Below are 24,329 nucleotides of genomic sequence, written 5' to 3'. Positions count from 1 at the left end.
GGTGAACAAATGCCATCATTTGGTAGTGGTGGACAAATGCCATCATTTGGTAGTGGTGGACAAATGCCATCATTTGGTAGTGGTGGACAAATGCCATCATTTGGTAGTGGTGAACAAATGCCATCATTTGGTAGTGGTGGACAAATGCCATCATTTGGTAGTGGTGGACAAATGCCATCATTTGGTAGTGGTGGACAAATGCCTTTCGCTTAATAGAATTATTGCGAAAATCAGCAGATAAATAGAGGGAACAATAATGAGTTCTTCAGTACATAGTATGCTAGTACAGTTTGGCGCAAATAAACATACCATTCGATAAAGCTCAAAAGCGTGTATTATCGGTGATGTGCCTTCTACCTTCTTGTACTAGTTTCCTATTTTACGTCCTGTAACTCTTTAGAGGTAAGGATTTAAGAAATATTTTCTGTTAGTTTGACAGTAAGATCATTAAAGCCTTTATTATTAGAGAGATTTTGGGTTTAGCAAATTCACAATTGGTATAAGAAGTACTGAAGACCCCATAACTTTTTAACTAAAAAAAGGAGAATTAGTGCCAATGGAAGCATCTGCTGTCAATCCCCTTAATGGTGGAGTTAATCCCTTAAGTGCAGGTGGCCCTAACAGCGTTAGTTCCTTTGCTGCTAATAGCAGTTTGTCTGCTGAAGGCAGCCTGTTGACGGGTGGTAGCAATTTGTTATTAGGTAACGGTAACAATCCCATTCCAGGTGGCGGTATTAACCCGTTTGCAGGCGATGCTGGCAGTGGGCTTCAGCAATTAATTTTTGATCGATTAAAGTTAATTCTAGGTGATAACTTTTTCAAAGGTATTGACAACACATTAGCAGGAGGTAGTAACCCTTTTGCAAGCAGTGGTTATCCGATTCCAAGTGGGGCTACTAACCCGTTTGCAGGCGGTAGTAATCCGCTTGCAGGTGGGGCTACTAACCCGTTTGCAGGCAATGGTAATGGGATCGCAGGTGGTGCTACCAACCCTTTTGCAAGCAATGGTAATGGGATCGCAGGTGGTGCTACCAACCCTTTTGCAAGCAGTGGTAATGCGATCGCAGGTGGGGCTACTAACCCGTTTGCAGGCAATGGTAATGCGATCGCAGGTGGTGCTACCAACCCTTTTGCAAGCAATGGTAATGGGATCGCAGGTGGTGCTACCAACCCTTTTGCAGGTAATGGTAATGCGATAGCAGGTGGGGGTACCAACCCTTTTGCAGGTAATGGTAATCCGATAGCAGGTGGGGGTACTAACCCTTTTGCAGGTAACGGTAATGCGATCGCAGGTGGGGGTACTAACCCCTTTGCAGATAATGGTAATCCGCTCGCAGGTGGGGCTAGCAATCCATTTGCAGGTGGTGGTAATGGGATCGCAGGTGCTGGAGGTCTGCTTCAACAATCGCCTTTCGATCCGTTAAAAGAAGTCCTTGGTAACAATATACCCTTTAGCAACGCTGGGAATACATCTAATACTGGTAGCCAGACCTTTAATCTGGGCAACGCACCGGTTGGCAATGGTAACAAGGACTCTGGTAGTAATAACGCAACTATTGGTAATTTTAACTCGGATAATGGCAATAACAGCGCAACCATTGGTAATGGAAACTGGAACTTTAATAATGACAACGCAACTATTGGTAATGGCAACTGGCTATTTGGAAAGGGTAATACAACCCTTGGTAATGGCAACTGGTATTGGGACAACGGAAGTAATAATTCAACATTAGGTAATGGTAATTGGCACTTCGGCAGTGACAATGCAACCATTGGAAACGGTAATTGGGATTTCGGTACTAATAATGCAATTATTGGTAATGGAAACTGGGTTTTTACTAATGGAAATGAAATTATTGGTAATGGCAATTGGTTAACAAAAACTGACAACACAACGATTGGAAACGTCAATAATATCAGCGGTTTAAAGTTATCCCCATTAGGGATCAAAACTGATGTTAACAATCTGATTGATTCTCTGATAGGTAAAATAGGTAAAAATTTTCTTGGCTTCACAGGAAATTTTGATGAATCAAGTAGCCAAACATTTAACCGCCTCATCTCTTCTAAAAGTGTTGGGAATGACACTAATATATCTAACGATATTGAGCAACTTTTGGCATCACTCAGCCCAATTCAAGGAAATTTAATCAATTATCAGCCTGTGCCAAACCCTCAGCCTGTCCCAGAATCTGCTTCTTCAGTATCGTTGGTAGTAATGGGACTTATGTGTTTGCTATTGTCACTGTTTAAAAAACAACAACACTGTTAACGTATAGTAAGGAACTGGGAACACTTCGACAAGCGGTAGTTGAATCTCGACTTCGCTCTATTTTTGCACAGTCGAAACTTAGTGCATCGCTGGGGATTAGGGACTGGGTGAAAAGTCTTTTTATCTCTCAGTTTTATTATATGTTGATGTCATAATCACCAAGGCTTTTGCTATAAATTTAATCCTTCTAAACTTATTGCGATCGCTACGCAGTCTAAGAGGATGTTTTAAAAGTCCTTTCGTCGGTAGCAAAACGTTATTGACCCCCCCATCCCCCCTTAAAAAGGGGGGCTTTAATTCCGGTTCCCCCCTTAAAAGGGGGGTTAAGGGGGATCGATAAATGCCTAAAATCACAGCCAACTACTTTTCAAACAACCTCTAATACTACTGGGTTAAGAAGATTTGTAGGTTAAGTGCGCTTGCCTTTTTCACCCCTGTCTTTCTGCTCTAATCTGTTTATCTGGTTGTTGTCTTAAACTCATGACACCTGCTTGGCTTAAAGTCATTGCAGTGATATTGCCTGTATTATCCTTCTCAAAAGAAATACTCGTATTTACTGCTTTTGCAAAGAATTCTAGCTCTGATGTCGGAAAAAACTGTAACGGCGGTTGCTGTCCACATTGGATAAACAAATTTTCATTCTGGTTGACTACTTGGAACTGCAATCCAGATTTTGTTAAATATAACCCTGAGTAACTTTCAGCTTGCGATAGGGTGATGATTGGTTTTTCTTTCTCAAACACGTCAGGCCAGCCATACTCAAGCGCGATCGCTCGCATTACTTCCTCAAGCATCGGATGACCCTCATTTGAGTTAAGCATAACAACAGCGCCTTTGCCAATACGTGCGTAAACTCGTATCAATGCTACAAACCCTTCATCCCACCCACCATGAAAAAAGTAGAAACCATCGTCAATTCCACTAGCCACAAATCCTAAACCCAAAAATAATCCATTCGCTCCTTGTGTTTGTTCCGTCTTTTGAGGACGCAACATTTCTTTGATAGTCTCTTGATTCCACACGGTAGGAGGTTTGCCATGCAATACTTGCAAGAGTTCAACTCCAACTTTGGCTAAATCTGATGCTGTTGTCCACAAACCTGCTGCTGCCATCTCAGGATAAACGTGGTGCTTGCCTTCAAGTGGTACACCAGAGAACGGGTGAGCCGTTGCTGCTCTTGCTAACCAATCGTTTGGGAGCGGCTGTTGGTAGGTGCTATTTGTCATGCCTAACGGTTCAAGTACCAATTCGCACATGATTTGTGGAAAAGGTTGCTTGAGCAAATCAACTAATACCTGTTGGGCAACTGTTGTTCCGCCTCCCGAATAGCGATAATGCAAACCAGGGATGATATTGACTTCTACTTTCTCGGTATTGGCTGGAGGTTCCCCATTGAGAACTTGAATCGTCGTTGGCAATGCAGCCGAGGTTGAATAGCCAGGAAAGCTTTGTACAGTCAAACCAGCCGTATGACTCAACAACTGACGCAGCGTTATTCGGGGTTGCCAAGGAGCGATCGCAGGCACACGCCATGAGGTGAGATAATTATTGACATCTTCATCCAGACTGAGACGACCTTCTTGTGCAAGACGCATGACTGCTAAAGCAAAAACAGGTTTGCTGATCGAGCCTGCTTGAAACAAGGTGTCTGGTGTGACTTCACAAGTTGTTCTGGCCTCACACACCCCAAATCCACGCGCCCATTCGATTTCAAAATCATTAATAACTGCAATGCTGATACCTGGGGTGTGGTAATGTGCTAACTGCTCATCCAATGTTTTTGGTAGACCAAATTTTCCTTCTAACGCTGTTGCTGGCAGAAGATTATTGATGACACGCTCAATGCGTTGCTCAATGGATTGCAGCATTGATATACACCCCGTTCTGAGTTTGTCAGTGCTATCCAATTCTACTCAAACTTTGCGATGCCTACGGCGGTAAACTACGCACTTCCTATTTCTTTACCAGGTTGACTTGCAGCAATAATTAGCGAGAATTAATGCTGTCCGCACCAAGCGATTCTCATTGAGACGGTTTGCGATGTCTACGACGGGCTACGCCTACGCACTACAAAGTTAAGTTAATGCCTCGGCCTAATTCGTAATTCATAATTATTACCCCACGACTAAAGTCGCTTGCTCTGAAATAAGGAATAAATTTATTTGTCTCTATAACTAAAGTTAGCTGCTCTATAGCTTTAATTACGAATTACAAATTACTAGGACTTATGCAAAATATCTCTCAAACTCTGATTTCTCCGTGTCGCGCCAGTTGCTAAAGAGCGGGAACGCTAAGAGCGAACAAGTCTCTTAACCGCAAGGGCGCACTGGCTTCTATGCGCCTCTGCGGTAGCCTGCGGCAAGCCGATGCAGCGTCTACGTTATTCCGTAACTCGTGCGTAAGTCCTAATTACGTTAGCGAAGCGGGGCGCATCCCATTATGAATTAGTCATTATTTGGTCAAATGAGGTAAATTACAGCCCCCTCTCGAAAATCCTACGATGTACACACAAGTTAAAGAAAGCTTGATGCAATAAAAGTGCAGGTCAATGCAACTTTGTTGCAGTTCGATACAACAAAGGTGCAGGTCAATACAATAAAAGTGCAGTTCGATGCAACAAGGGTGCAGGTCAATACAATAAAAGTGCAGTTCGATGCAACAAGGGTGCAGGTCAAGAGACTTGTGTGTACACCGTAGCTCGAAAAGCGGGGAGGGAAATTGGGGGTGGGGTTCTTAATTTCCCAACTAAACTTTTGCTTCCAAAGACTTGAGTAACTCTGTATTCACACCCGATTCACGAGTCAGGGCAATTTTGCCAGTGCGAGCGACTTCTCTCAAACCAAATTTTTGCAACACTTGCATGATCGCCACCATTTTACCTGGATCTCCCACAACTTCTAAAGTGAGAGAATCTTCCGCCACATCCACGACTCGCGCCCGGAAAATCTGAGACAGTTCGATCACTTCTGAGCGATTGCTGGTAGTAGCATTCACCTTCAAAAGCATCAATTCCCGCTCTACGCATGGAGTTTCGGTAATATCCTGTACCTTAAGGACATTGACTAACTTGTATAGTTGCTTAGTGAGTTGCTCTATAACACGATCATCACCAGGGATAACCATCGTAATTCGAGAGACTCCTCCTTGTTCAGCAGGACCAACAGCAAGGCTTTCAATATTAAAGCCGCGACGGGCGAATAAACCAGAAATACGGGAAAGAACACCCGCCTCATCTTCTACCAGAACTGAAAGGGTATGTTTCATCTTCGCCAACAGAGGCTAGCACAGGATTTAAGGAACGCAGACACTAGTACCGCTTCGCAGAATTTACTCATTTAATCAAAATTTCTTGAGTTACAAACTCTTGACATTTTGTCAAATGTATATAGATTTCTGTCGTAATGTACTACTGCACTAATTGTCAGTGCGACCTTTTATTGTAAACTCAATGGCTGCACTCATTACATTCTCTAGAAATAAAAAATTGGGCAAAAATCATCCTGCAAGGAGTAATTTCATTGAATGCATCTCTTTTCTTTGGCAGATGCGGCATTTTTGTGAAGCTTTTATACTCGGACTTGATGAACCGAGAATAGGAGAAAAGTTTTTATGGGTTGGTTACAAAGATTATTTGGAATGGAAAAACCTCAAAATGCCGAAGTAAATCCTACTCCGCAGTCAATAGCGCAAACTCCTAGTACTAACGCTGCTCCTACTTCTACGCAATCGATACCGCCAGAACGTGTGGGATTAAACGGAGAATATGACCAAAGTGGTTTAGCAAAGCGGGTAGCGTTGGCATTTGATCAAGATCCCCAACTCGACGATGTTAATACCCTTTGGGTTGCTCAGACAGGCAGCACTGTAGTATTGAAAGGTAAAGTTCCCAGTCAAGAAATTCTCAACAAAATGATTTCTGTAGCCAATTCTGTGAATGGTGCTACAGATGTTGACACTAACCAAGCTACAATTGGCTAAGTGATAAGCAATTAAAAATTAAGAAAATTCAAGCGTGGCGATCGCACTCATTGCGTAATATTTAGAGAGTAAGCAACGGTTAGCGATCGCCAGTCGATCTTTTAATCCAATCTAAAATAGCTTGGTTTACTTGTTCAGGGCATTCATCATGGGGACAATGCCCTACATCCTGCAAATTCAGCACTTCCAACTTCTCGTTATATTGGGCAAATTTGCTAGCCAGGGCTGGGGGAACAAACCGATCTTTTTCTCCCCAAATTAAGAGCATGGGAATTGTTAAGGTTGGTAATATTGTCTTGACACTGGGACTAAAGTTAATTGCGATAGTAGCTTTGAACAAAGCACTGAAAGCTCTGGCGGAACCTCTATCTTGGGGAGGCTCTGCTAAAATTTCTATGAGTTCATCAGTAATCGCCTCTGGGTTAGCATAGGCCAGACTAGCCCAGCGACGCAGTACCCCAGGACGGCGCACGAAGTTAAATACAGGTTTCAGAATCAACGGCGAAGCGACAATATTTTTAATTGCTCTGACAACTGGTTGCAGCACAGGTGGAATTGCTTCTTGTTCTAGTGAAGGGTCGGGTAAACTCATCATCACCATACCCAGCACCATATCAGGGTGAGTGGCGGCCGCGGCCATAGAAATCAGTGAACCATTAGAATTGCCCACCAAAATCGCTGGTTCCCGGATAAATGTTTTCCAAAAATCGTAAACCTGCTCAACCCAGAGTTCGATACTGTAATTAGCTGCGGCTTTTTCAGAAGCGCCAAAACCCAGCATATCGATGGCATAAACTGTGTGATGTTCACCTAACACTTCTAAATTATGTCGCCAATGACCAATAGAAGCGCCAAACCCATGTAGTAATATCAGGGGTGTTGTCTTGTTGTGATTTTGGCTAGGCCGAATGTAAGTGTAGCGTGTTTGCCAGCCGCGCCAAACCCAATCCCTTTGATTACCAACCCGTTCTTGCCAGTGTAATGTAGTGGTCACAATCTCCTTTAATTCATTAGCGTGGAAATAAATAGGTCGGCGTAAATAATTATTGTTGAGATAACGCAGGGGGCAGGCTTGCCGTAACTTATACTAAGCTTGTCCTCTTAGTAGTCGTAAAGCCTGCGGCATAGCTACGTTTAAGGCGCAGCCTCTGGTAGAGTTGGGCGTAGTCGAAGTAGCGCAGCCGAACGGGAGCAGGGGGAAAAAGAGTTTAAGCCTGATTTACTTTTCTTCACACAGTTTGGTTTTATTGCACCGACTTACTTACTATTATAAAACGTTCTTGAATTGAGACACAGGTTTAAAAGTCGTAAAAAATATATTCGTTTATTTTTTAGTTTTGCAATAATCTGTATGTTATTCCACTAATGATTGCAGCAGTTGGTAAGGTTAAAATCCACGATAATAGTATCTGGTAAAAAACACGTACATTGGCTTGATTGCCTGTCAATCCAACTCCAAAAATAGAACCAACTGAAACATGTGTGGTAGAAACCGGAAGCCCAAATTGACTAGCTGCAATAACTAGAACTCCAGTTACTATATTCGCTGATAAGCCTTGAGTATGATTCAATGAGGTAATCTTTTCACTCATGGTTACTGCAACTTTTTGGGAGTTTAGTAAACCGCCAAGCGCCATTGCGATCGCAATTGTAATCATTCCTCCTTGAATCGAAAAATACTCAATAACTAGAATTAGTGAGAAAATATTGGGAGTATCATTTAATCCTCTAGCAAAACTGACAATTCCAGCGCTAATAAAATGGCAAGTATCAATCATTTTTTGATTGACTGATAGATGCCATTTTGAAATTATATAGTTAGATAAACTGTAAATTACTGCCCCCAAAGGAATAGCAATAATTGGACTGAGTAATAGAGGCAAAATAAAAGAAGTTCCCAAAGCTGCAAAATTAACCTGGAGTCCGATCGCAACTAATCCAGCGCCAACCAGCGCACCTGTTAAACTGTGAGTTGTGGAAATGGGAAACCCCATGAAGGTGGCTATCAGTACAGTTAAACCAGCAGCGATCGCAACTGCCAGATGAAACTCTGGTGAATTAGCGATCGCATCAGGCACTAATCCTTTCCCAGAGAAGCTTGTAATTAGTGTGTTTGCCAATAAAGTTGCAGCAACCGCACCAGCTAAAGTTGTAAAAGTTGCCCACAAAATTGCTGTTTGATAGCTACAGATTCGGCTACCAAATAACGTTGCTACCCCTTTAAAGTTGTCATTTGCACCATTAGAATATCCTAAAAAAAGCGTGGCAATAAATAGACTAATTAACAACATTTTGGGGTTTTACCGTTGTTTAACACTGGAAGGGAGACAAGAAGGTAGAGAGCACGAAAGACAAGAGGTGAGAACTTGCAATAAGTCTTTCCCCTTGTCCCCAATTCTCCTTGTCCCTAAGTCCTTTTCCCATGCCCAATTCCCAAATTCAATCATGCAATGTGTAGCCGACACCACTCACAGTTTGAATGAGACACTTTTCGTTATTGGCTTCAAGTTTCAGACGTAGGTAGCGCATCTGAAGTTCGATGATGTTGCCATCGCCCATGAAGTCGTAACCCCAGACTTCTTGTAAAATGTGATCGCAGGTAATTACCTGTCGCGGATGGGTCAGTAAATATTCTAGTAAATCAAATTCCTTAGCAGTTAACTCAATTAACCTCTGATCTCGGAAGACTTGGCGCGTGCGACGATTTAAAGTTAGGTCTTTAAATTCTAAAACATCTGCACCGCCTACTTGCTGGCTTCTTCGCAAGTGAGCGCCGACTCTGGCTAATAATTCATCAACGCTGAAGGGTTTAACGAGGTAATCATCAGCATCAGCATCTAAGCCTGCAATGCGATCGCTCACTTCATCTTTGACGGTTAATAAGATTATTGGCACTTTCTCAGCAATACTTCGCAGGCGGCGGCAAATTTCCAACCCCGATAAACCAGGCAACATCCAGTCTAAAATTACTAAATCCAGATGTAACTTATGCGCTGCGGTAAGTGCAGTTAATCCATCGTAGGCAATACTGACTTGATAGCCTTCATAATTCAATTCTAATTCGACAAATCGTGCCAGTTTGACTTCATCTTCAACCAGTAAGATGTGCGTCATGATAATGTTAATGATTTCAGCAGGATACGGTAAGCAAAAATACGGTATGGAAACACTCTCTTCGAGGTGTCAGCTACTTAAAATAGCCAAACATCTAAATTGGGTGTACGTTAGCTTAGTATAAACCTAAGTAAGTAACAACCGTAAATCTACAATTACTGATCGCTGCTCGATCAAATAACGATCCAACCGGCTATTAGCAATAGGCTGTGACATCTTCACCGCATTCATCGGCAAGATAACAGAGCGCTTTAAAACGCAAACCAACTACTTCCTCGTATAGGGGATTTAATTTACACATCGGAGGAATGTGAAATAGCTTCCGGCTAAAGAGCGTAATGTCTCGCTCAAAGGGACACTGAGCAGGAATAGCTTTGCACAGGAAATGAGCCAATTTGGAGTTATGAATTTCTATCGTTTCCAACCACTCGCGGATTGGACGGAGTAGACCATTGTGTAAGCGAGTTTGAATAAAGTTTGTCATAATTTTTCACCTTAATAATTTCAAGCTAGATGAGTTGGTTGTTGTATTTGAACCTTTATAAATATATACGGTTAGTTTCTAGAGTTTTATGCACTGATTGCTCATTCTTTGGTTCTCTACAGAGATAGAATGAGTCTCTAAACACACTGTTGACTACAGATTCAATTGCCAAAATTTCGGATGATTTACCAAGGTGAGCATACTAGATATTGCCGGACTGCAAAACTATAGTTAACCAACTTATGGGAGGCGCAGCTACTTACCCTAAAAAAGCATTCAGCTTCAGGTGAACTGCGAAAACTAATGACTAATGACTTTTTTAGTAACAAAAAGTTCCTGTTTGACCGATGGGCACCAAGTTACGACTGGCTATTTCCTTCAGTGTTTTATCGAGCCGTTCACAAACGGTTGCTGGAGTACGTCGATTTACCAGAGTCAGCAAATGTACTTGATATCGGCTGTGGTACTGGACGCTTACTTGAGCGCCTTGCTACTCAGTTTCCCGACCTGCAAGCGATGGGATTGGATTTATCTGCTAATATGTTGCGGGCAGCAAGACAGAGCAACCGCCACCGTCCACGTTTAATTTATGTCGAGGGCAAAGCTGAGTCTCTTCCCTTCGCTGATGCTCAATTTGATGCTGTTTTCAGCACTATCAGCTTTTTGCACTATTTGGAACCTAAACAGGTGCTTAGTGAGATAGCACGGGTACTTTCTCCCGGTGGACGCTTCTACTTGGTTGATATTACCTCCAAAAAAGAAACAAAACCTCAATTATTGCCAGTCTCTACCCTTGGAATTAGACTCTACAGCCCTAATCAGCGTCAACTTCTTGGCTCTTCTGCTGGGTTATTGTGTTTGAATCACCACTATTTATTAGGGCCAGTCTTGCTAACGATTTTTACTAAACCTCAGATTTGAAAATGGGGAGTGGAGAATGGGGAATGGGGAATGGACGAAAGTAAGGGTTGGAAACAGCTTGTATAAAGCCTTTTCCTGCATATTTGAATTACGAATTACTGTCTTCGTAGCGGGGCGTAGCCCATTACGAATTACCTCAATGTTTCATAAACACCACAGGAACTTTGAACAGCCTTTTAGCTAATTGTGAGAATCTAAATTTCCCCTTGAGCGAAGACTTGCCTTTTGTCTTGGGAAATTGTGGCAACTCTTCAAAAGATATTGGCACAAAACCAAAGCGACTGTAAAACTGCGCCAATCGTTCACCTAAACATTCAAGATAAAGTGGTTGCGTTGCTGTATTAATCAAATGCTGCGTTAGCAAAGTACCCAAACCGCGACCTCTCCAAGCTGATGCAACGACCAAACTACCAAGTTCTTGTGCCCCAAAGAAATTACGTAGCTGTCCACAAGCTACCAGATTGCGTAGGCTTTGCCCGTCATAGGCATCGCATTCAATTACCCAAAATTGCTGCCAATTTAATTGGGTTGGGTCAAGTTTCCCTGAAAACACCAGCAATCGAATCGACCACTGATCCCCAGAGGTTGCCTTACGAAGCGTACACCCAGATGGTAACGATAGATTGCTCTGATTCATCAATTACACTTTGATAGTTTGTATCACAATCATCACATCATATTATTCTCCTAGTACAGGAGGCGCAGAAATAAACCCCACTTAATCATAGAAAGCGTTGTAAGGTTAAAAAACTCTACATTTATGGATTTTTCTCAATATACGTGAGTAGTAATAAACAATACTTTCGATAGAGGTAGTAATTAGCCATAACTATATCTGGATAGATGCCCTTACACTCCTAATCTTTTTAAGATAATACCAACAATAAGATTATTAGGAATGTAATAATGTCTGAACAACAAAAATCTGGTAGTCAAGAAACTACGCCCAGTTCTTCTGGTGATTACCAAACCACACTTGACGAAAGTACCCGCCAAACTGGCGACGCTGAAAAGAGCGATGCCAAATCCACTGCTACACCAGAAGCACCAGAAAATGATTCTGTAGCAGGTAGCCCTAATCAGGGAACTGAGTCACGTTAATTGGTTTAAACTTTTGCCAAGTTTCAATAATTTAATTGAGTTTTTTCTAGTAACCCGGATTTAGTAAACTTTGAGTGGATAGTTGTGATTTATATCACGATTATCCACTTATTTTGTTGTGTGAGAATCGTTTTTAGGAAGGGTGGGGCTGGTGTGGTAAGTGCGTAGGCGCAGCCCACTATAAACTATGGCCTAAGTACAATATTAAAGAAAAATCATCTATCCTTAAAAATCTGCTAAACTTTACGATTCTTAATCATGCCACCTTACTCCTGTGGCTGACAGAAGTCGCACAATCCAATAGGCTGATCTTAAAGTGATGATTTTTTACAAAGCTCATTTGCACAAAAACGCAGGCTTTGTTATCCAGTACTTTTGGATGGTTGCTTATCCTCTCTCATTACTTAGTCGTAAATAGTTACCTATACAGAAAATGTCCCTTAAAATCGTCCAGAACTTTGATAGCAGTTTCACTCTTGAAGCACAAGCTCAAGAAACCTTATTCAATTTATTAACAAATGTTGCTTTCTTAAACCAAATTTGTCAGCAGTTGCAGTGTGAGCAAGTGAAATTTACAGAATTACTTTTCCAACCAGTTCCTTACAGCTTAACTACGACTAAAGGAATGCCAGTAGAATTTGAAAAGTATCATGAATCTGATGAATATGCCATTATCAACGTTCCACCAAATTTCATGTTTAGTGCTAAAATTTTTAAACCCAGTCGCCTTTGTGCAATTTACCAAAAAGTGGATAATAGCTAAATTTCAAGATAGTTTTTCTTAATTAGCAATTCTCAATTTTGAAGAGAAATAGTAAGTTTAATATTTTATGTATGGCTCTTGAAACAAATCTTTCTTCTTTGGCAGCCTTGGAATACATTCATTACATTGACGATCGCGGCCAATTACCCGAACAATTTCAGGGTAAAATCGGGGTATATGCTATCTTTGACCAAGAAAAAGTGCTGCAATTTGTAGGATACTCTCGTGATGTTTACCTCAGCCTCAAGCAGCATTTAGTCCGTCAGCCACAGCAATGCTATTGGGTCAAAATTGAAACTATTGAACGCCCTAGTCGCACAATTTTAGAAAATACTGAAAATGCTTGGATTGCTGAAAATGGCAGTGTACCTTGGGGAAATGGGGATCACAAGGAAAAATGGACTCATCCCATTGATGTTAAAGTTTTAATGACACCTGAAGAACAGGCAAATTATCAAAATCCAGCTAATGATGAATTAGCACAAATAAAAATTATTAAAAATGTGGCGCGGAGAGTAGAAGCAGAAATCTCAACGCAATTACTAGAAGTGCGTGGTTTGCAAATGCAGATTCGCTTCAATCCTAAATTGAAAGAAGAAGGATTACTAGATTTGAAATGAAGGTAGTTTTGGGGAAAACTATCTTATGAATATTCTTGTAATCTCCCATGACAATACAGCTGCTGAACGATCGCTATCAAGTTATCCGCACACTGGGCGCTGGTGGGTTTGGTGAAACCTATCTAGCAGAAGATACCTATATGCCCTCAAAGCGTCGTTGTGTGGTTAAACAGCTAAGACCAATTCACAACAATCCCCAAATTTACCAGTTAGTGCAAGAGAGGTTTCAACGCGAAGCAGCTATTTTAGAAGAACTCGGTGGTGCAAATGACCAAATTCCAGCATTGTATGCCTATTTCTCTTCAGGCGGACAATTTTACTTAGTTCAGGAGTGGATTGAAGGCGATACCCTAACTGGAAAAGTTCAAATACAGGGGCTATTTAGTGAAGGCGCTATCCAGGAATTATTCATGAATTTATTACCTGTCCTGGATTACGTTCACTCAAAGCATATCGTTCACCGCGATATTAAACCAGATAACATTATTGTGCGTCATCGGGATGGTAAACCAGTGCTGATTGATTTTGGCGCTATACGCGAGTCAATGGGAACAGTGGTGAATTCTCAAGGCAATCCTACCAGTTCGATTGTAATTGGTACACCTGGCTATATGCCGAGTGAACAAGCCGCAGGTAGACCAGTTTATTCCAGTGATTTATACAGTTTAGGAATGACGGTAATTTATTTACTGACTGGTAAACAGGCGCAACAACTAGAGACGGATTCCCAGACGGGTGAAATTGTCTGGCGACAGTACGCAAGTCATCTTAGCCCAATTATGGCAAGAGTAATTGATCGAGCGATCGCTTATCATCCGCGCGATCGCTACCCCACAGCTAGAGCAATGCTAGATACTTTGCAGAGTATAGCAAATCCAATTCCACCGACGCAACCCCTGTTAACTCAACCGACTTTAGTCTCTGCACCGCCATTTCAAACAGTGCCTGTCAAACCACACCCTACCCCTCAAGGTAATGGTCAGAATAATATCCTCATCGGCAGTTTGATTGCAGGTGGGCTAATTGGTGCATCTGTGATTATTAGCCAAGTCTTACCAAAATCTTCTCAATCTACAGCAGACAAAACCGTGTCACCTTCACAAACACCGTTAACTGTCACAAGCCCGGTGATAGAAACTCCTAAACTTATACCAACCACCCCATCTGCTCCTACTCAATCTACATCTTCTCTAAATACAACATCGCCAGATGCTACCACGCCTGTTAGCACTTATTTCTGGCTTTCCCAAAGACTTGTAACTGATACAGATTTGGATGGGAAAGACGGTTTTGAACTAGATATTATGCGAAATTCGATTTTTGCTAGTCACGGTCGCCGTTTTGATACTCCTGAATTACAAGATTACTTTAATAAGCAACCTTGGTATCGTCCTATATATTCAGCTAAAGCATTTCCACCTAAATTGCTGTCAAAATTAGAGCAACAGAATGTAGAGTATATCAGCAAATATCAAGATCGTTACAGCTTGAGATATTTTAAGAAATAAGATTTTGACAATTATACCATTTTTTTATAATCAAACCATTTCACAAAATATCTGATATATGTAACTGTTCTCCTTTAGATAAACTACTTTTTTAAACCACTAAGGAGAGGGGAGTATTTGCACCTATCAAATACAGGGTGAGGTTCAGACTGTATTACGCCCAAGTGAGAAGCGCTATATTGGTAGGGGCACACTGCTGTACGCCATTATACGCAATCCATTTATTGCAAAATATTCTTATAAATGGTATAACTTCTAAGTATATTAACTTGGACTTATCAAAAGATTTCTTGCTAATTATTAGATAATATCTAGGTTATCTAATGTAACATAGTAGACAGATTACTAGATATTTCATAGCCTAAAATCGCTAGATATCAGAGGCTAATCCTAGCAAAGTCTATATGGAGTCATAGCTAAACTGTTTTCTCTTTCCCAAAGTCCATCTCTAGATACTAGGCAGTTTGAGAACCAGGCATTTATATCCAATATAGAAAATTGCTATCTCCAAGATTAGCAATCCATAAGTTAAAGAAATGGCATTTTTATATTTTCTTTGTTATTTTGTATTTAACGGGACAGTTCTTCCCGATTTGGTGGGCTTAAATAACAATTAGTTAAACAATTTCCCCCCTAAGATGCATGTAAATTGTTTGCCTTGTGCTTCTTTTCCTTCCTAATTTCCAAGCACAATGCAAATTTGTTAAACAGATTACATGTTGATATTTCTAATCGGCAAATAGTTCATCTACACAAGGAAAACCTTGCCTACCACTATGCTTAAAACACTTAATCAACGTATTTTTCTGCCTGTTTTTGTTGGTCCCTTAGAAGAAAAGAATCAAATAGGTAGTAAAAAGCGATTTGCTAGACCTAAATTAGATTTACTACAACCATTACGTCAATGGCTGGACAAATTTGAGATTGAGAATCAGAAATTAGCCAAATTTATTGCTAAAATGATTCCTGCCCAGTGTCCATTCGAGCGCGATCTCATGCTTTTTGGTCGCAAAATAGGGCACATTCCGCCAATGTGCAAACTTAATCCGCTTTATAACGAACTTGTCTACTTGCGTTTTAGAGCTTTGTGTTATTTAGTAGATCAGTGTGGAGAGGATATTCAATCCTACTGCTGAACACAACTAGAGAAAACACAAGATGGAAATTAAAATTGAGCATCAACCCAGGCAAGAACGCCTCAATGAATTGGGTGTCTCTAAATGGGGAATTTGGAAAAAGGAAGTTTCCAAATTTCCTTGGACTTATGATTCTCAAGAAATTTGCTACTTTTTGGAAGGTGATGTTGTTGTTACTCCTGATGGTGGACAGCCAGTGCAAATGGGTAAAGGCGATTTGGTGACTTTTCCTGCTGGCATGTCCTGCACCTGGGAAATTACAAGGGATGTGAAAAAACATTATTTATTTGATTAATCTACAGAAAAGATTGATCCCCATTATTTAGTTGATGATCCTGAAGAAAACATCTCATAAGAAAATTTAGATTTGTATTATGCAGAGATTGACAGCGATTGTCGTAGGATAAAGTGGCAGAATCGGTAAATTGCTTATATCCATATCTGTCGAAACTCCTTGCTATTCCATCCCATAAACAATATTCATAGAAATAAATAGTTGCACTCTCTGCAAGTTTGCAAAAAATTATTACCAGATTGGTGGCTGATAACTGAAAATGTCAGAGCCATTGATCCCCGACTATTTTAATAAGTCGGGGATCTTCTTATTGAAATTTATCATGGCGATCGCCACCAGAGAAAATCCAGAGAGTTCATAATCATGTTAGTGGGAGTTTCACAGAAAAAGGTTTCGTCTCACCGCAATTTTATTGAGGAAATTCATTAAAAATGTTACTACATTTAAGTACTTGGCAAGAAGTCGAAGCTTATTTACAGCAGTCAAAGGGGATTATTTTCCCTATTGGTTCTACAGAACAACATGGGCCAACAGGGTTAATTGGTACTGATGCCATTTGTGCAGAAGCGATCGCAGCTGGTGTAGGTGATGCAACTGGCGCGATCATTGGCCCTACAATCAATGTGGGCATGGCACTGCACCATACTGCTTTTCCTGGCTCAATCAGTCTGCGTCCCAGCACTTTAATTCAAGTAGTGCGAGATTATGTAACTTGTTTAGCCAAAGCTGGTTTTAGCAAGTTCTACTTTATTAACGGACATGGCGGTAATATCGCCACCCTGAAAGCGGCTTTTTCCGAAACTTACGCGCATTTAGAAGATTTGCAGATTCCCAATGCTCAACATGTGCAATGTCAAGTAGCAAACTGGTTTATGTGCGGTTCTGTATATAAACTTGCTAAAGAACTATATGGGGATCAAGAAGGTTCTCATGCAACCCCAAGTGAAGTAGCCCTCACTCAGTACGTTTATCCAGAGGCGATTAAGCAAGCACCCCTTTCACCAGAAGTTGCAAGTGGACACAGGATTTATAGCGCAGCTGACTTTCGAGTGCGTTATCCAGATGGACGTATGGGATCAAATCCGGCTTTAGCAACGCCTGAACATGGTAAGCAATTTTATGACTTGGCGGTGAAAGAACTTAGCAATGGGTATTTGGAATTTGTGAACGCTGAGTAAAAGTCATGGAAAGAGATTGTAGAGATGCGAGTAAAATTGCGTCTCTGCACAAAATATCTTAAGAAGGTTATGCTTAATTCTCCTTTTGCTGAAACTGGCTCAATAACCAAGTTCCAACTTCAGATTGATTTATTTCACGGCTACGGCGTAAAGCTTCCTCTAAAGTAGACATCGCCAAACCAGGCAATACTTGTGATTCTTGAATACGTTTACTACCCTGATCTGCCATAGTATAGGCGATGATTTGGGCATTTTGCACATCTACTACCCAATATTCAGCAATACCCAATTCTTCATAGAGCGATCGCTTTGTACCCAAGTCATCCAGCAGCGATGTTTTCGCAATCTCAATCACCAAATCTGGTACAGGATAGCGATCAAGGTTGACAATTCCTGTACCTGCTGGGATAGTTTGGGCGCGTTCTCTGAGATAATACGCCACATCGGGCTGACAGTCCTGAACTCCAGTTTTACGAAAGGTGGTTGTGTTTAAACCTGTGGCTGGAATGCCTTTAAGTGCTGCAAATAGAGTCACTGCAAAAATAATTACAACATGGTCTTTACCATGATCAAAACTAACTGGTGCCATCTCCAGCCTCATGTGCCCCTTATAGTAGTAACTCTTTGCCTTCTCGTTGAGCAAGTTGGCGATCGCTTGCTCATACTCTTGCCAAGAAGCACAAATCCATGTATCTGTCGGTAAGTGGGTCTGAGTTTCACTCATTGCCTAACCCTTCTGCCAGTAATCTATATCTCTTGTAACTTAAATTCTAAACTTCTAGCTCGACTCTTTAACCTCTGAAGCCAAATGTTCGAGTTCTGAAGGGATGTTTGAGCTTCTGAACTGGGAAGTTTGACCTTTTTGCTCGAACGTTGAGCCTCTGAACTCGGAAGTTGCGCCTTTTTGCTCGAGCGTTGAGCCTCTGAACTCGGAAGTTGCACCTTTTTACTCGAACGTTGAGCCTCTGAACTCGGAAGTTGCACCTTTTTGCTGGAACGTTGAGCCTTTTAACTCGGAAGTTGCACCTTTTTGCTGGAACGTTGAGCCTTTTAACTCGGAAGTTGCACCTTTTTGCTGGAACGTTGAGCCTTTTAACTGGGAAGTTGCACCTTTTTACTCGAACGTTGAGCCTTTTAACTGGGAAGTTGCACCTTTTTGCTCGAACGTTGAGCTTTTAAACTAAAAAAATGAAGCTCAGAACTTGAAATGTCGTGCTTTTAACTCCAACATTCAAATTCTGAGCTTCAACGCTGCACCTTTTAAGTGCAAGTACTGAGCTATTTTTTACAACGCTACTTTTTGAGACTTGGATTTTCCAGGTTTACGAGCAAATCGTTGTCCCATTTCTACTACCACTGCATCTAAACCCGCGCCCTGTCCACTGGCTTTGGCATAGTTATACACCTGCAACGCAGCTGCGTAAGCTTCACTACCGACTGCAAGAAATGTATCATCTACCAACTCTTGTAACTGCGTCAACGACAACAACACCGGATACAACGCCTCAAATAATTGCACATCCTTCCGCATCTCTTCCAAGTCGAATGATCGCGGTAAAAATTCTGGATTCTGCGCCGCCACCTCTAATGCTTTGCTGACAAACGCCCGACTCTTATCGCCCATCTTGGGTAAAGTCTTGCGATCGTCGGAACTCAAATCAACCAAAAATGGTAGCTTTTCTTTAATGGTGGTAATGGCTTGCAACACAGCATCTCTGTCTGTTTGTGCGAATGTTGCACTAATTGGGGTCGTGGACATAGAAATCACTCTCCAGTAAGTTTCTTTAATCTAGAGTGCCCACATATACAACCAAAATCAATACGGTTGCAATTCGCTATAAGACTTGATCCTCCCTAACCCAAAGTAGCTGATGCTGAGTGTGGGAGAGGAGTTTGAGCATAATGCTTGTTGCATTTGCGGCTTTTAGTCAGCCAAAGTAAATTGTAGGTCGTATGCATAGATGCGACCTCCAGTTAGGCGCTGTCCAATTTTAGACCGAGCGGTGATGGCGACTACATGAAGATACTTACATTGATTGCAGGAAAAAAGTTCCGGGACGGGCGAGACACCCATCCCACAAGAGTCATTCTTTTAGTTAATTAATTCCGAGCGATACCTTCTTCACGCGCTGCTTGTTGTACAGCAGCAGCAACAGCAGTGGCGACGCGCTCATCAAAGACTGAAGGAATAATATGTTCCCGATCCAAGTCTAAAGGCTTGACTAAGGAGGCGATCGCACTTGCGGCTTCCAGATACATTGTGGTGGTAATTGCCTGGGCCCGACAATCTAAAGCACCACGGAATACCCCAGGAAAAGCTAAAACGTTATTGATTTGATTCGGGTAATCACTGCGACCAGTAGCGATCACAGCAACATCTTTACTGATTAATTCTGGCTGAATCTCTGGAATCGGATTTGCCATTGCAAACACAATTGGGTCTTTTGCCATCGAATGCACCATTTCTGGTGTCAAAACTCCCGGTGCGCTGACACCAATAAATACATCTGCCCCTTGCATTGCACCCGCTAATGTACCCTGAGCTTTCACGGCAAATTCGAGTTTTTCTTCTGTCAAATCGCTACGACTGGTAGAGATAATCCCTTTAGAGTCGCACATCCAGATTTTTTCTGCCCCAGCTTTACGGAGTAACCGAGCGATCGCCACTCCAGCCGCCCCAGCACCATTAATCACGATGCGGATTTGGGCTATTGATTTATGTACCAGTTTCAAAGAATTAAACAATGCTGCTAAGGTGACAATTGCTGTACCGTGCTGGTCGTCATGAAAAACGGGGATATCTAACTCTTGGCGCAATCTTTTTTCAATTTCAAAGCAGCGAGGTGCAGCGATATCCTCTAAATTCACACCCCCAAAAACTGGCGCAATATTCTTGACTGCTTGGATAATTTCTTCTGTATCTTGGGTGGCGAGACAAATGGGAAAAGCATCCAGCCCCGCAAATTCCTTAAATAGCATTGCTTTGCCTTCCATTACCGGTAAGGCGGCTGCTGGGCCAAGATTTCCCAATCCCAAAACGGCACTACCATCGGTAACAATGGCAACAGTATTTTGTTTGATGGTTAATTTGTAAACTTCCTCTGGATCTTGAGCGATCGCTGTACAGATCCGACCAACTCCAGGCGTGTAAGCCATTGCTAAATCAGACACACTTCTTAAGGGAATTCTGCTGGTAATGCTGATTTTGCCACCGCGATGCAGATTAAAGGTGCGATCGTAGACGCTAAGTAACTTGATGTCTGGCAATGCTTTTACTGCTTGCACAATGGTTTCAGCATGTTCGGTACTAGCAGCATCCACAGTCAGATCGCGGGTGGATTCTTTGCGGGTTTGCTCGATTAAATCAATTTGACCGAGATTACCGCCAGTAGTTGCGATCGCCTGGGTTACCGATGCCAACATCCCCACACGATTGGGAATCTGCAAGCGTAGTGTCAAACTAAAACTAGAATTAGGAGTTAGGTCTGCCATGTTGATTTTGGATTTTAAGTTTTAGATTTTATATTGAATTGAGACAAAAACTAAAATCTGAGATTTATAGTCAGTGGAAATACAATGAATCTTAATTTTGAAAATAATCGTCAGTAGTTAGTTTACTCACTACTCACAGTTTTGATAATTATTTTTATTTATACCAATGCATTTACTAATATAAAGGAGTAACAATTTAGTAATTGTACCCAAATACACCAGATATTTTTTAAAATTTTATCTATGTAAATTTTTATATAAAACGCTATTATTTAAGCCATGTTCCACAGAAGCAGCCATTACCTAATTCCTCATCCGCAGGAGTTGTAGCTTGAATTTAACATAGTGGAGTGCGATGTCTTCTACAAGCCGCCGAAAGGGCGTCTATGCAAATGGGAAATAGAACAAAATTCCGTTTTAAAATAATTACAACAAAAAAGCGCCCCCCATTTCTGGAGGGCGCTTTTTATTCAGCTAAATCTTCAGAATTAACCGTTGATAGCAGGAGCAGTCAAAGCAACAGGAGTAACTTCACCAGCAGCTAAGTCTAGGGGGAAGTTGTGAGCGTTACGCTCGTGCATTACTTCCATACCCAGGTTTGCCCGGTTGATTACGTCTGCCCAGGTGCTGATGACGCGACCTTGAGAGTCAATCACTGATTGGTTGAAGTTGAAACCGTTCAAGTTAAATGCCATCGTGCTGATACCCAAAGCGGTGAACCAGATACCGACGACAGGCCATGCTGCGAGGAAGAAGTGCAGTGAACGGCTGTTATTGAAGGAAGCGTATTGGAAGATCAAACGACCGAAGTAGCCGTGGGCTGCAACGATGTTGTAGGTTTCTTCTTCTTGACCGAACTTGTAACCGTAGTTTTGTGACTCGGTTTCAGTGGTTTCACGAACCAAAGAAGAGGTAACCAAGGAACCGTGCATTGCAGAGAACAAGGAACCGCCGAACACACCAGCCACACCTAACATATGGAAGGGGTGCATCAAGATGTTGTGTTCTGCTTGGAACACAATCATGAAGTTGAAGGTTCCAGAGATACCCAAAGGCATACCATCAGAGAATGAACCTTGACCGATTGGGTAGATCAAGAATACTGCGGTAGCAGAAGCTAAAGGTGCGCTGTAAGCTACGCAAATCCAAGGACGCATACCTAAGCGGTAAGAAAGTTCCCACTGACGACCCAGGTAGCAAGCGCAACCAATCAAGAAGTGGAAAATTACCAACTGGTAAGGCCCACCGTTGTACAACCACTCATCTAAGGAAGCTGCTTCCCAAATGGGGTAGAAGTGCAAGCCGATAGCGTTAGAAGAAGGAACAACTGCACCAGAGATGATGTTGTTTCCGTAGATCAAGGAACCTGCAACCGGTTCGCGGATACCATCGATGTCTACTGGAGGTGCTGCGATGAAGGCTATTACGAAGCAAACAGTAGCAGCTAGCAGGGTTGGGATCATTAGTACACCAAACCAACCAATGTAAATCCGGTTGTCAGTGCTGGTGATCCACTCGCAGAAGCGATCCCATACGTTAGCGTCAGAGCGCCGTTGTAAGGTTGTGGTCATTGTTTTATAAGTGCTATGGGTTGTTAAAAATGGAACAAGCAAATTTCTTTTTTGCCTATTGAAATATAGTCTACATGAATTTACTTGGAGATGATGTTTTGCTTAACATTCTGTAATATAAATCTTGAACAAGCTCATCGAACTGTAAAGTTTTCCTACTGTAAACAATAGTCGTAAAAGTAATGGATTGAGGCTTTGTAAGCTGTTTCAAGACCAAACTAACTATGACGCGATCGCCTAGCTAACTTTCTTTACATTCCTTTACAAAAAGCCGATGAGAAAAATTTTGAGTTTTGTTGATTTGTAAAGAAATAATAAGTTGTAAGTTGTCTTATTTTTTATTAAAAATCAAAGTATATATAGGGCAAACTGCCTTCAGGAGCTAATAACCAAACAGCGTAGAAACATAGGGGGACGAATACAAGCTTTAGAGGCCAGTTAAACTCTAACTTCAGTATTCTATTGAAGGTATAGACTACAGCCATAAGGGCAGCTAAAGCTATAAGTACCCAAGCGAGTTGGTATTGGCTTATATTTAAGGCTTCTACATAGACCTTTTGGGCAAACTGCGCGTCAGCCGGATAACCCCAAAGATGCCGAATTACTAAAGAAGAGTCTTGGAGGTTGGGTAGGCGGAACCAAATCCAAGAGGTAAAAACCATCAGTTGAGTTAATAACCAAGCGACAAAGATACCCAGAGGATTTTGCCAGAATTGTTCTAGATTTTCAAAGCGATCGCTCATAGTATCTGTAAGTCGATGAACCACCAAGGCTAATCCGTGGAATATGCCCCAAACTACATAACCCAAAGCAGCACCGTGCCAGATACCAGCGATTAACATCACAATAAATAAATTCCAGCAGGTACGGACTAAACCCCGACGGGAACCACCTAAAGGAAAGTAGACATAGTTACGTAGCCAATCTCCTAGAGTGATATGCCAACGCCGCCAAAATTCTGAAATATTGGTACTGAAGTAAGGAAAATCGAAATTCTCAGGTAGAACCAAGCCGAAAAGCATCGCACTACCACGGGCGATGTCTACGTAACCATTGAAATCTAGATATAATTGCAAACCGTAGGCAAATGTAGCTAACCACAGATCGGTACTACCTGCCCGTTGTAGATTACCAAAACATAAATCGACGAAAATACCAAGGTGGTCTGCAAAAATACCTTTTTTGACTGCGCCTCTAGCAATCAACCACAGCGCCTCAGCAACTCTATCGCTATTGGGTAAGTCTAGGGTATTGAATTGATTGGCTAAGTTGTGGTAGCGCGTAATCGGCCCTGAAATCAGTTTTACGAAGAATAATTTGTAGGTAGCAAATTTGAGAAACTGCTCAGTAGCAGGGGCACCGCGATAAATATCTATTAAATAGGCAATGCATTCAAAGGTAAAAAATGAAATTCCCAAAGGTGCAATTAATTTAAAAGAGCTATCCGGTGAGTTTGTTTGCACATTAAAAACAAACTTGAATAAAGGGGTAAAATATTTATAACCTAATAACAGTAAAACATTTAGAAATATTCCCAACCACAAAACTTTTAAACGGCGGCGATTCCAGTCACCTTGGGCAAATTGCCACTCTTCATTAGAAATTTGCCAGTCAAGAGAATGTTTTCCTGGTGAGGTATTTTTCCCAATCTCTAGCCCCACACGAAAATTAACATACGTCAATGCTAATAGTAATGGTATGTACTGCATCTGCAAAGATGCGTAGAAAACCAAACTGGCAATTAGCAGCGTCCACAATCGCAATTTTTGTTGTGCTAAAGACCAATAAATTCCTAGGACACTCAACAAGAACAGCCCATAAAAAATTGATATAAAGTTCATTTTTTAGTTATTTGTCATTTGTCATTTGTCATTGGGCATTGGGAATGGGGCATTG

The 24,329-nt window shown here is 41.6% G+C and carries 22 protein-coding genes and 1 pseudogene; 11 read left to right on the top strand and 12 right to left on the bottom strand.

The window, feature by feature from the left end:
• A pseudogene (locus tag V7L20_RS11930) lies at positions 1 to 213 on the top strand (hypothetical protein); the annotation flags it as partial.
• 343 nt (positions 214 to 556) lie between these two features.
• On the top strand, positions 557 to 2,272 hold the full coding sequence (locus V7L20_RS11925; protein ID WP_334744286.1) for a hypothetical protein: 1,716 nt from the start codon (positions 557 to 559) through the stop codon (positions 2,270 to 2,272).
• 428 nt (positions 2,273 to 2,700) lie between these two features.
• Here V7L20_RS11925 and V7L20_RS11920 read toward each other — a convergent pair whose 3' ends face one another.
• Positions 2,701 to 4,140: a serine hydrolase domain-containing protein gene (locus tag V7L20_RS11920; RefSeq protein ID WP_334744285.1), complete on the bottom strand. Its 1,440-nt coding sequence runs from the start codon at positions 4,138 to 4,140 to the stop codon at positions 2,701 to 2,703.
• An 877-nt stretch (positions 4,141 to 5,017) separates the two neighbouring features.
• Positions 5,018 to 5,536 (bottom strand): acetolactate synthase small subunit, encoded by a 519-nt coding sequence (ilvN, locus tag V7L20_RS11915; RefSeq protein WP_334744284.1) that lies wholly within the window; start codon positions 5,534 to 5,536, stop codon positions 5,018 to 5,020.
• Between the two features lie 345 nt (positions 5,537 to 5,881).
• Here ilvN and V7L20_RS11910 point away from each other — a divergent pair, with 345 nt between their 5' ends.
• Entirely contained in the window at positions 5,882 to 6,250 is a 369-nt protein-coding gene (locus V7L20_RS11910; RefSeq protein ID WP_334744283.1) for a BON domain-containing protein, read from the top strand.
• 79 nt (positions 6,251 to 6,329) lie between these two features.
• On the opposite strand, the gene V7L20_RS11905 is transcribed toward V7L20_RS11910, so the two are convergent.
• From V7L20_RS11905 to V7L20_RS11890, 4 genes are all read right to left on the bottom strand, one after another.
• Positions 6,330 to 7,244, bottom strand: a complete 915-nt coding sequence (locus tag V7L20_RS11905; RefSeq protein WP_334744282.1) for an alpha/beta fold hydrolase — start codon at positions 7,242 to 7,244, stop codon at positions 6,330 to 6,332.
• A 337-nt stretch (positions 7,245 to 7,581) separates the two neighbouring features.
• On the bottom strand, positions 7,582 to 8,541 hold the full coding sequence (locus V7L20_RS11900; protein ID WP_334744281.1) for an inorganic phosphate transporter: 960 nt from the start codon (positions 8,539 to 8,541) through the stop codon (positions 7,582 to 7,584).
• Between the two features lie 148 nt (positions 8,542 to 8,689).
• A complete protein-coding gene (locus V7L20_RS11895) occupies positions 8,690 to 9,364 on the bottom strand; it encodes a response regulator transcription factor (protein ID WP_334744280.1) in 675 nt (224 codons plus the stop codon).
• 196 nt (positions 9,365 to 9,560) lie between these two features.
• Positions 9,561 to 9,848, bottom strand: a complete 288-nt coding sequence (locus V7L20_RS11890) for a Mo-dependent nitrogenase C-terminal domain-containing protein (protein ID WP_334744279.1) — start codon at positions 9,846 to 9,848, stop codon at positions 9,561 to 9,563.
• A gap of 303 nt (positions 9,849 to 10,151) precedes the next feature.
• Here V7L20_RS11890 and V7L20_RS11885 point away from each other — a divergent pair, with 303 nt between their 5' ends.
• Positions 10,152 to 10,769, top strand: a complete 618-nt coding sequence (locus V7L20_RS11885) for a class I SAM-dependent methyltransferase (protein ID WP_334744278.1) — start codon at positions 10,152 to 10,154, stop codon at positions 10,767 to 10,769.
• A gap of 136 nt (positions 10,770 to 10,905) precedes the next feature.
• Here V7L20_RS11885 and V7L20_RS11880 read toward each other — a convergent pair whose 3' ends face one another.
• The gene (locus tag V7L20_RS11880; protein WP_334744277.1) at positions 10,906 to 11,406 is read right to left on the bottom strand and encodes a GNAT family N-acetyltransferase; all 501 of its coding nucleotides are present in this window, start codon (positions 11,404 to 11,406) and stop codon (positions 10,906 to 10,908) included.
• 269 nt (positions 11,407 to 11,675) lie between these two features.
• Here V7L20_RS11880 and V7L20_RS11875 point away from each other — a divergent pair, with 269 nt between their 5' ends.
• The 7 genes from V7L20_RS11875 (at position 11,676) to V7L20_RS11845 (ending at position 17,370) form a co-directional block, all read left to right on the top strand.
• The gene (locus tag V7L20_RS11875; protein WP_334744276.1) at positions 11,676 to 11,870 is read left to right on the top strand and encodes a hypothetical protein; all 195 of its coding nucleotides are present in this window, start codon (positions 11,676 to 11,678) and stop codon (positions 11,868 to 11,870) included.
• A 433-nt stretch (positions 11,871 to 12,303) separates the two neighbouring features.
• Positions 12,304 to 12,633, top strand: a complete 330-nt coding sequence (locus V7L20_RS11870) for a hypothetical protein (RefSeq protein WP_334744275.1) — start codon at positions 12,304 to 12,306, stop codon at positions 12,631 to 12,633.
• A gap of 71 nt (positions 12,634 to 12,704) precedes the next feature.
• Positions 12,705 to 13,253 (top strand): GIY-YIG nuclease family protein, encoded by a 549-nt coding sequence (locus tag V7L20_RS11865; RefSeq protein WP_334744274.1) that lies wholly within the window; start codon positions 12,705 to 12,707, stop codon positions 13,251 to 13,253.
• A 47-nt stretch (positions 13,254 to 13,300) separates the two neighbouring features.
• The gene (locus V7L20_RS11860) at positions 13,301 to 14,761 is read left to right on the top strand and encodes a protein kinase domain-containing protein (protein ID WP_334744273.1); all 1,461 of its coding nucleotides are present in this window, start codon (positions 13,301 to 13,303) and stop codon (positions 14,759 to 14,761) included.
• A 776-nt stretch (positions 14,762 to 15,537) separates the two neighbouring features.
• Complete coding sequence (locus V7L20_RS11855) at positions 15,538 to 15,897, top strand: Mo-dependent nitrogenase C-terminal domain-containing protein (protein WP_334744272.1); 360 nt, start codon at positions 15,538 to 15,540, stop codon at positions 15,895 to 15,897.
• Positions 15,898 to 15,919: 22 nt separating this feature from the next.
• A complete protein-coding gene (locus V7L20_RS11850; RefSeq protein WP_334744271.1) occupies positions 15,920 to 16,192 on the top strand; it encodes a cupin domain-containing protein in 273 nt (90 codons plus the stop codon).
• Positions 16,193 to 16,623: 431 nt separating this feature from the next.
• Positions 16,624 to 17,370, top strand: coding sequence for a creatininase family protein (locus V7L20_RS11845; protein ID WP_334744270.1), 747 nt, complete (start codon positions 16,624 to 16,626; stop codon positions 17,368 to 17,370).
• A 73-nt stretch (positions 17,371 to 17,443) separates the two neighbouring features.
• Here V7L20_RS11845 and V7L20_RS11840 read toward each other — a convergent pair whose 3' ends face one another.
• From V7L20_RS11840 to V7L20_RS11820, 5 genes are all read right to left on the bottom strand, one after another.
• Positions 17,444 to 18,094, bottom strand: coding sequence for a Uma2 family endonuclease (locus tag V7L20_RS11840; RefSeq protein WP_334744269.1), 651 nt, complete (start codon positions 18,092 to 18,094; stop codon positions 17,444 to 17,446).
• A gap of 561 nt (positions 18,095 to 18,655) precedes the next feature.
• Positions 18,656 to 19,129, bottom strand: coding sequence for a hypothetical protein (locus V7L20_RS11835; RefSeq protein ID WP_334744268.1), 474 nt, complete (start codon positions 19,127 to 19,129; stop codon positions 18,656 to 18,658).
• Positions 19,130 to 19,470: 341 nt separating this feature from the next.
• Entirely contained in the window at positions 19,471 to 20,862 is a 1,392-nt protein-coding gene (locus V7L20_RS11830) for a malic enzyme-like NAD(P)-binding protein (protein ID WP_334744267.1), read from the bottom strand.
• A 488-nt stretch (positions 20,863 to 21,350) separates the two neighbouring features.
• Entirely contained in the window at positions 21,351 to 22,433 is a 1,083-nt protein-coding gene (gene psbA, locus V7L20_RS11825; protein ID WP_334744266.1) for a photosystem II q(b) protein, read from the bottom strand.
• A gap of 341 nt (positions 22,434 to 22,774) precedes the next feature.
• Positions 22,775 to 24,274 carry an MBOAT family O-acyltransferase gene (locus V7L20_RS11820; protein ID WP_334744265.1) on the bottom strand — a complete coding sequence of 500 codons (1,500 nt, stop codon included), beginning with the start codon at positions 24,272 to 24,274 and terminating at the stop codon, positions 22,775 to 22,777.
• Positions 24,275 to 24,329 lie beyond the last annotated feature (55 nt).

Origin of the sequence: Nostoc sp., assembly GCF_036916735.1 — a bacterium.
Classification (GTDB): domain Bacteria; phylum Cyanobacteriota; class Cyanobacteriia; order Cyanobacteriales; family Nostocaceae; genus Nostoc.
Note: the sequence above shows the minus strand (reverse complement) of the source record. Positions and strands in the feature narration are given on the sequence as shown.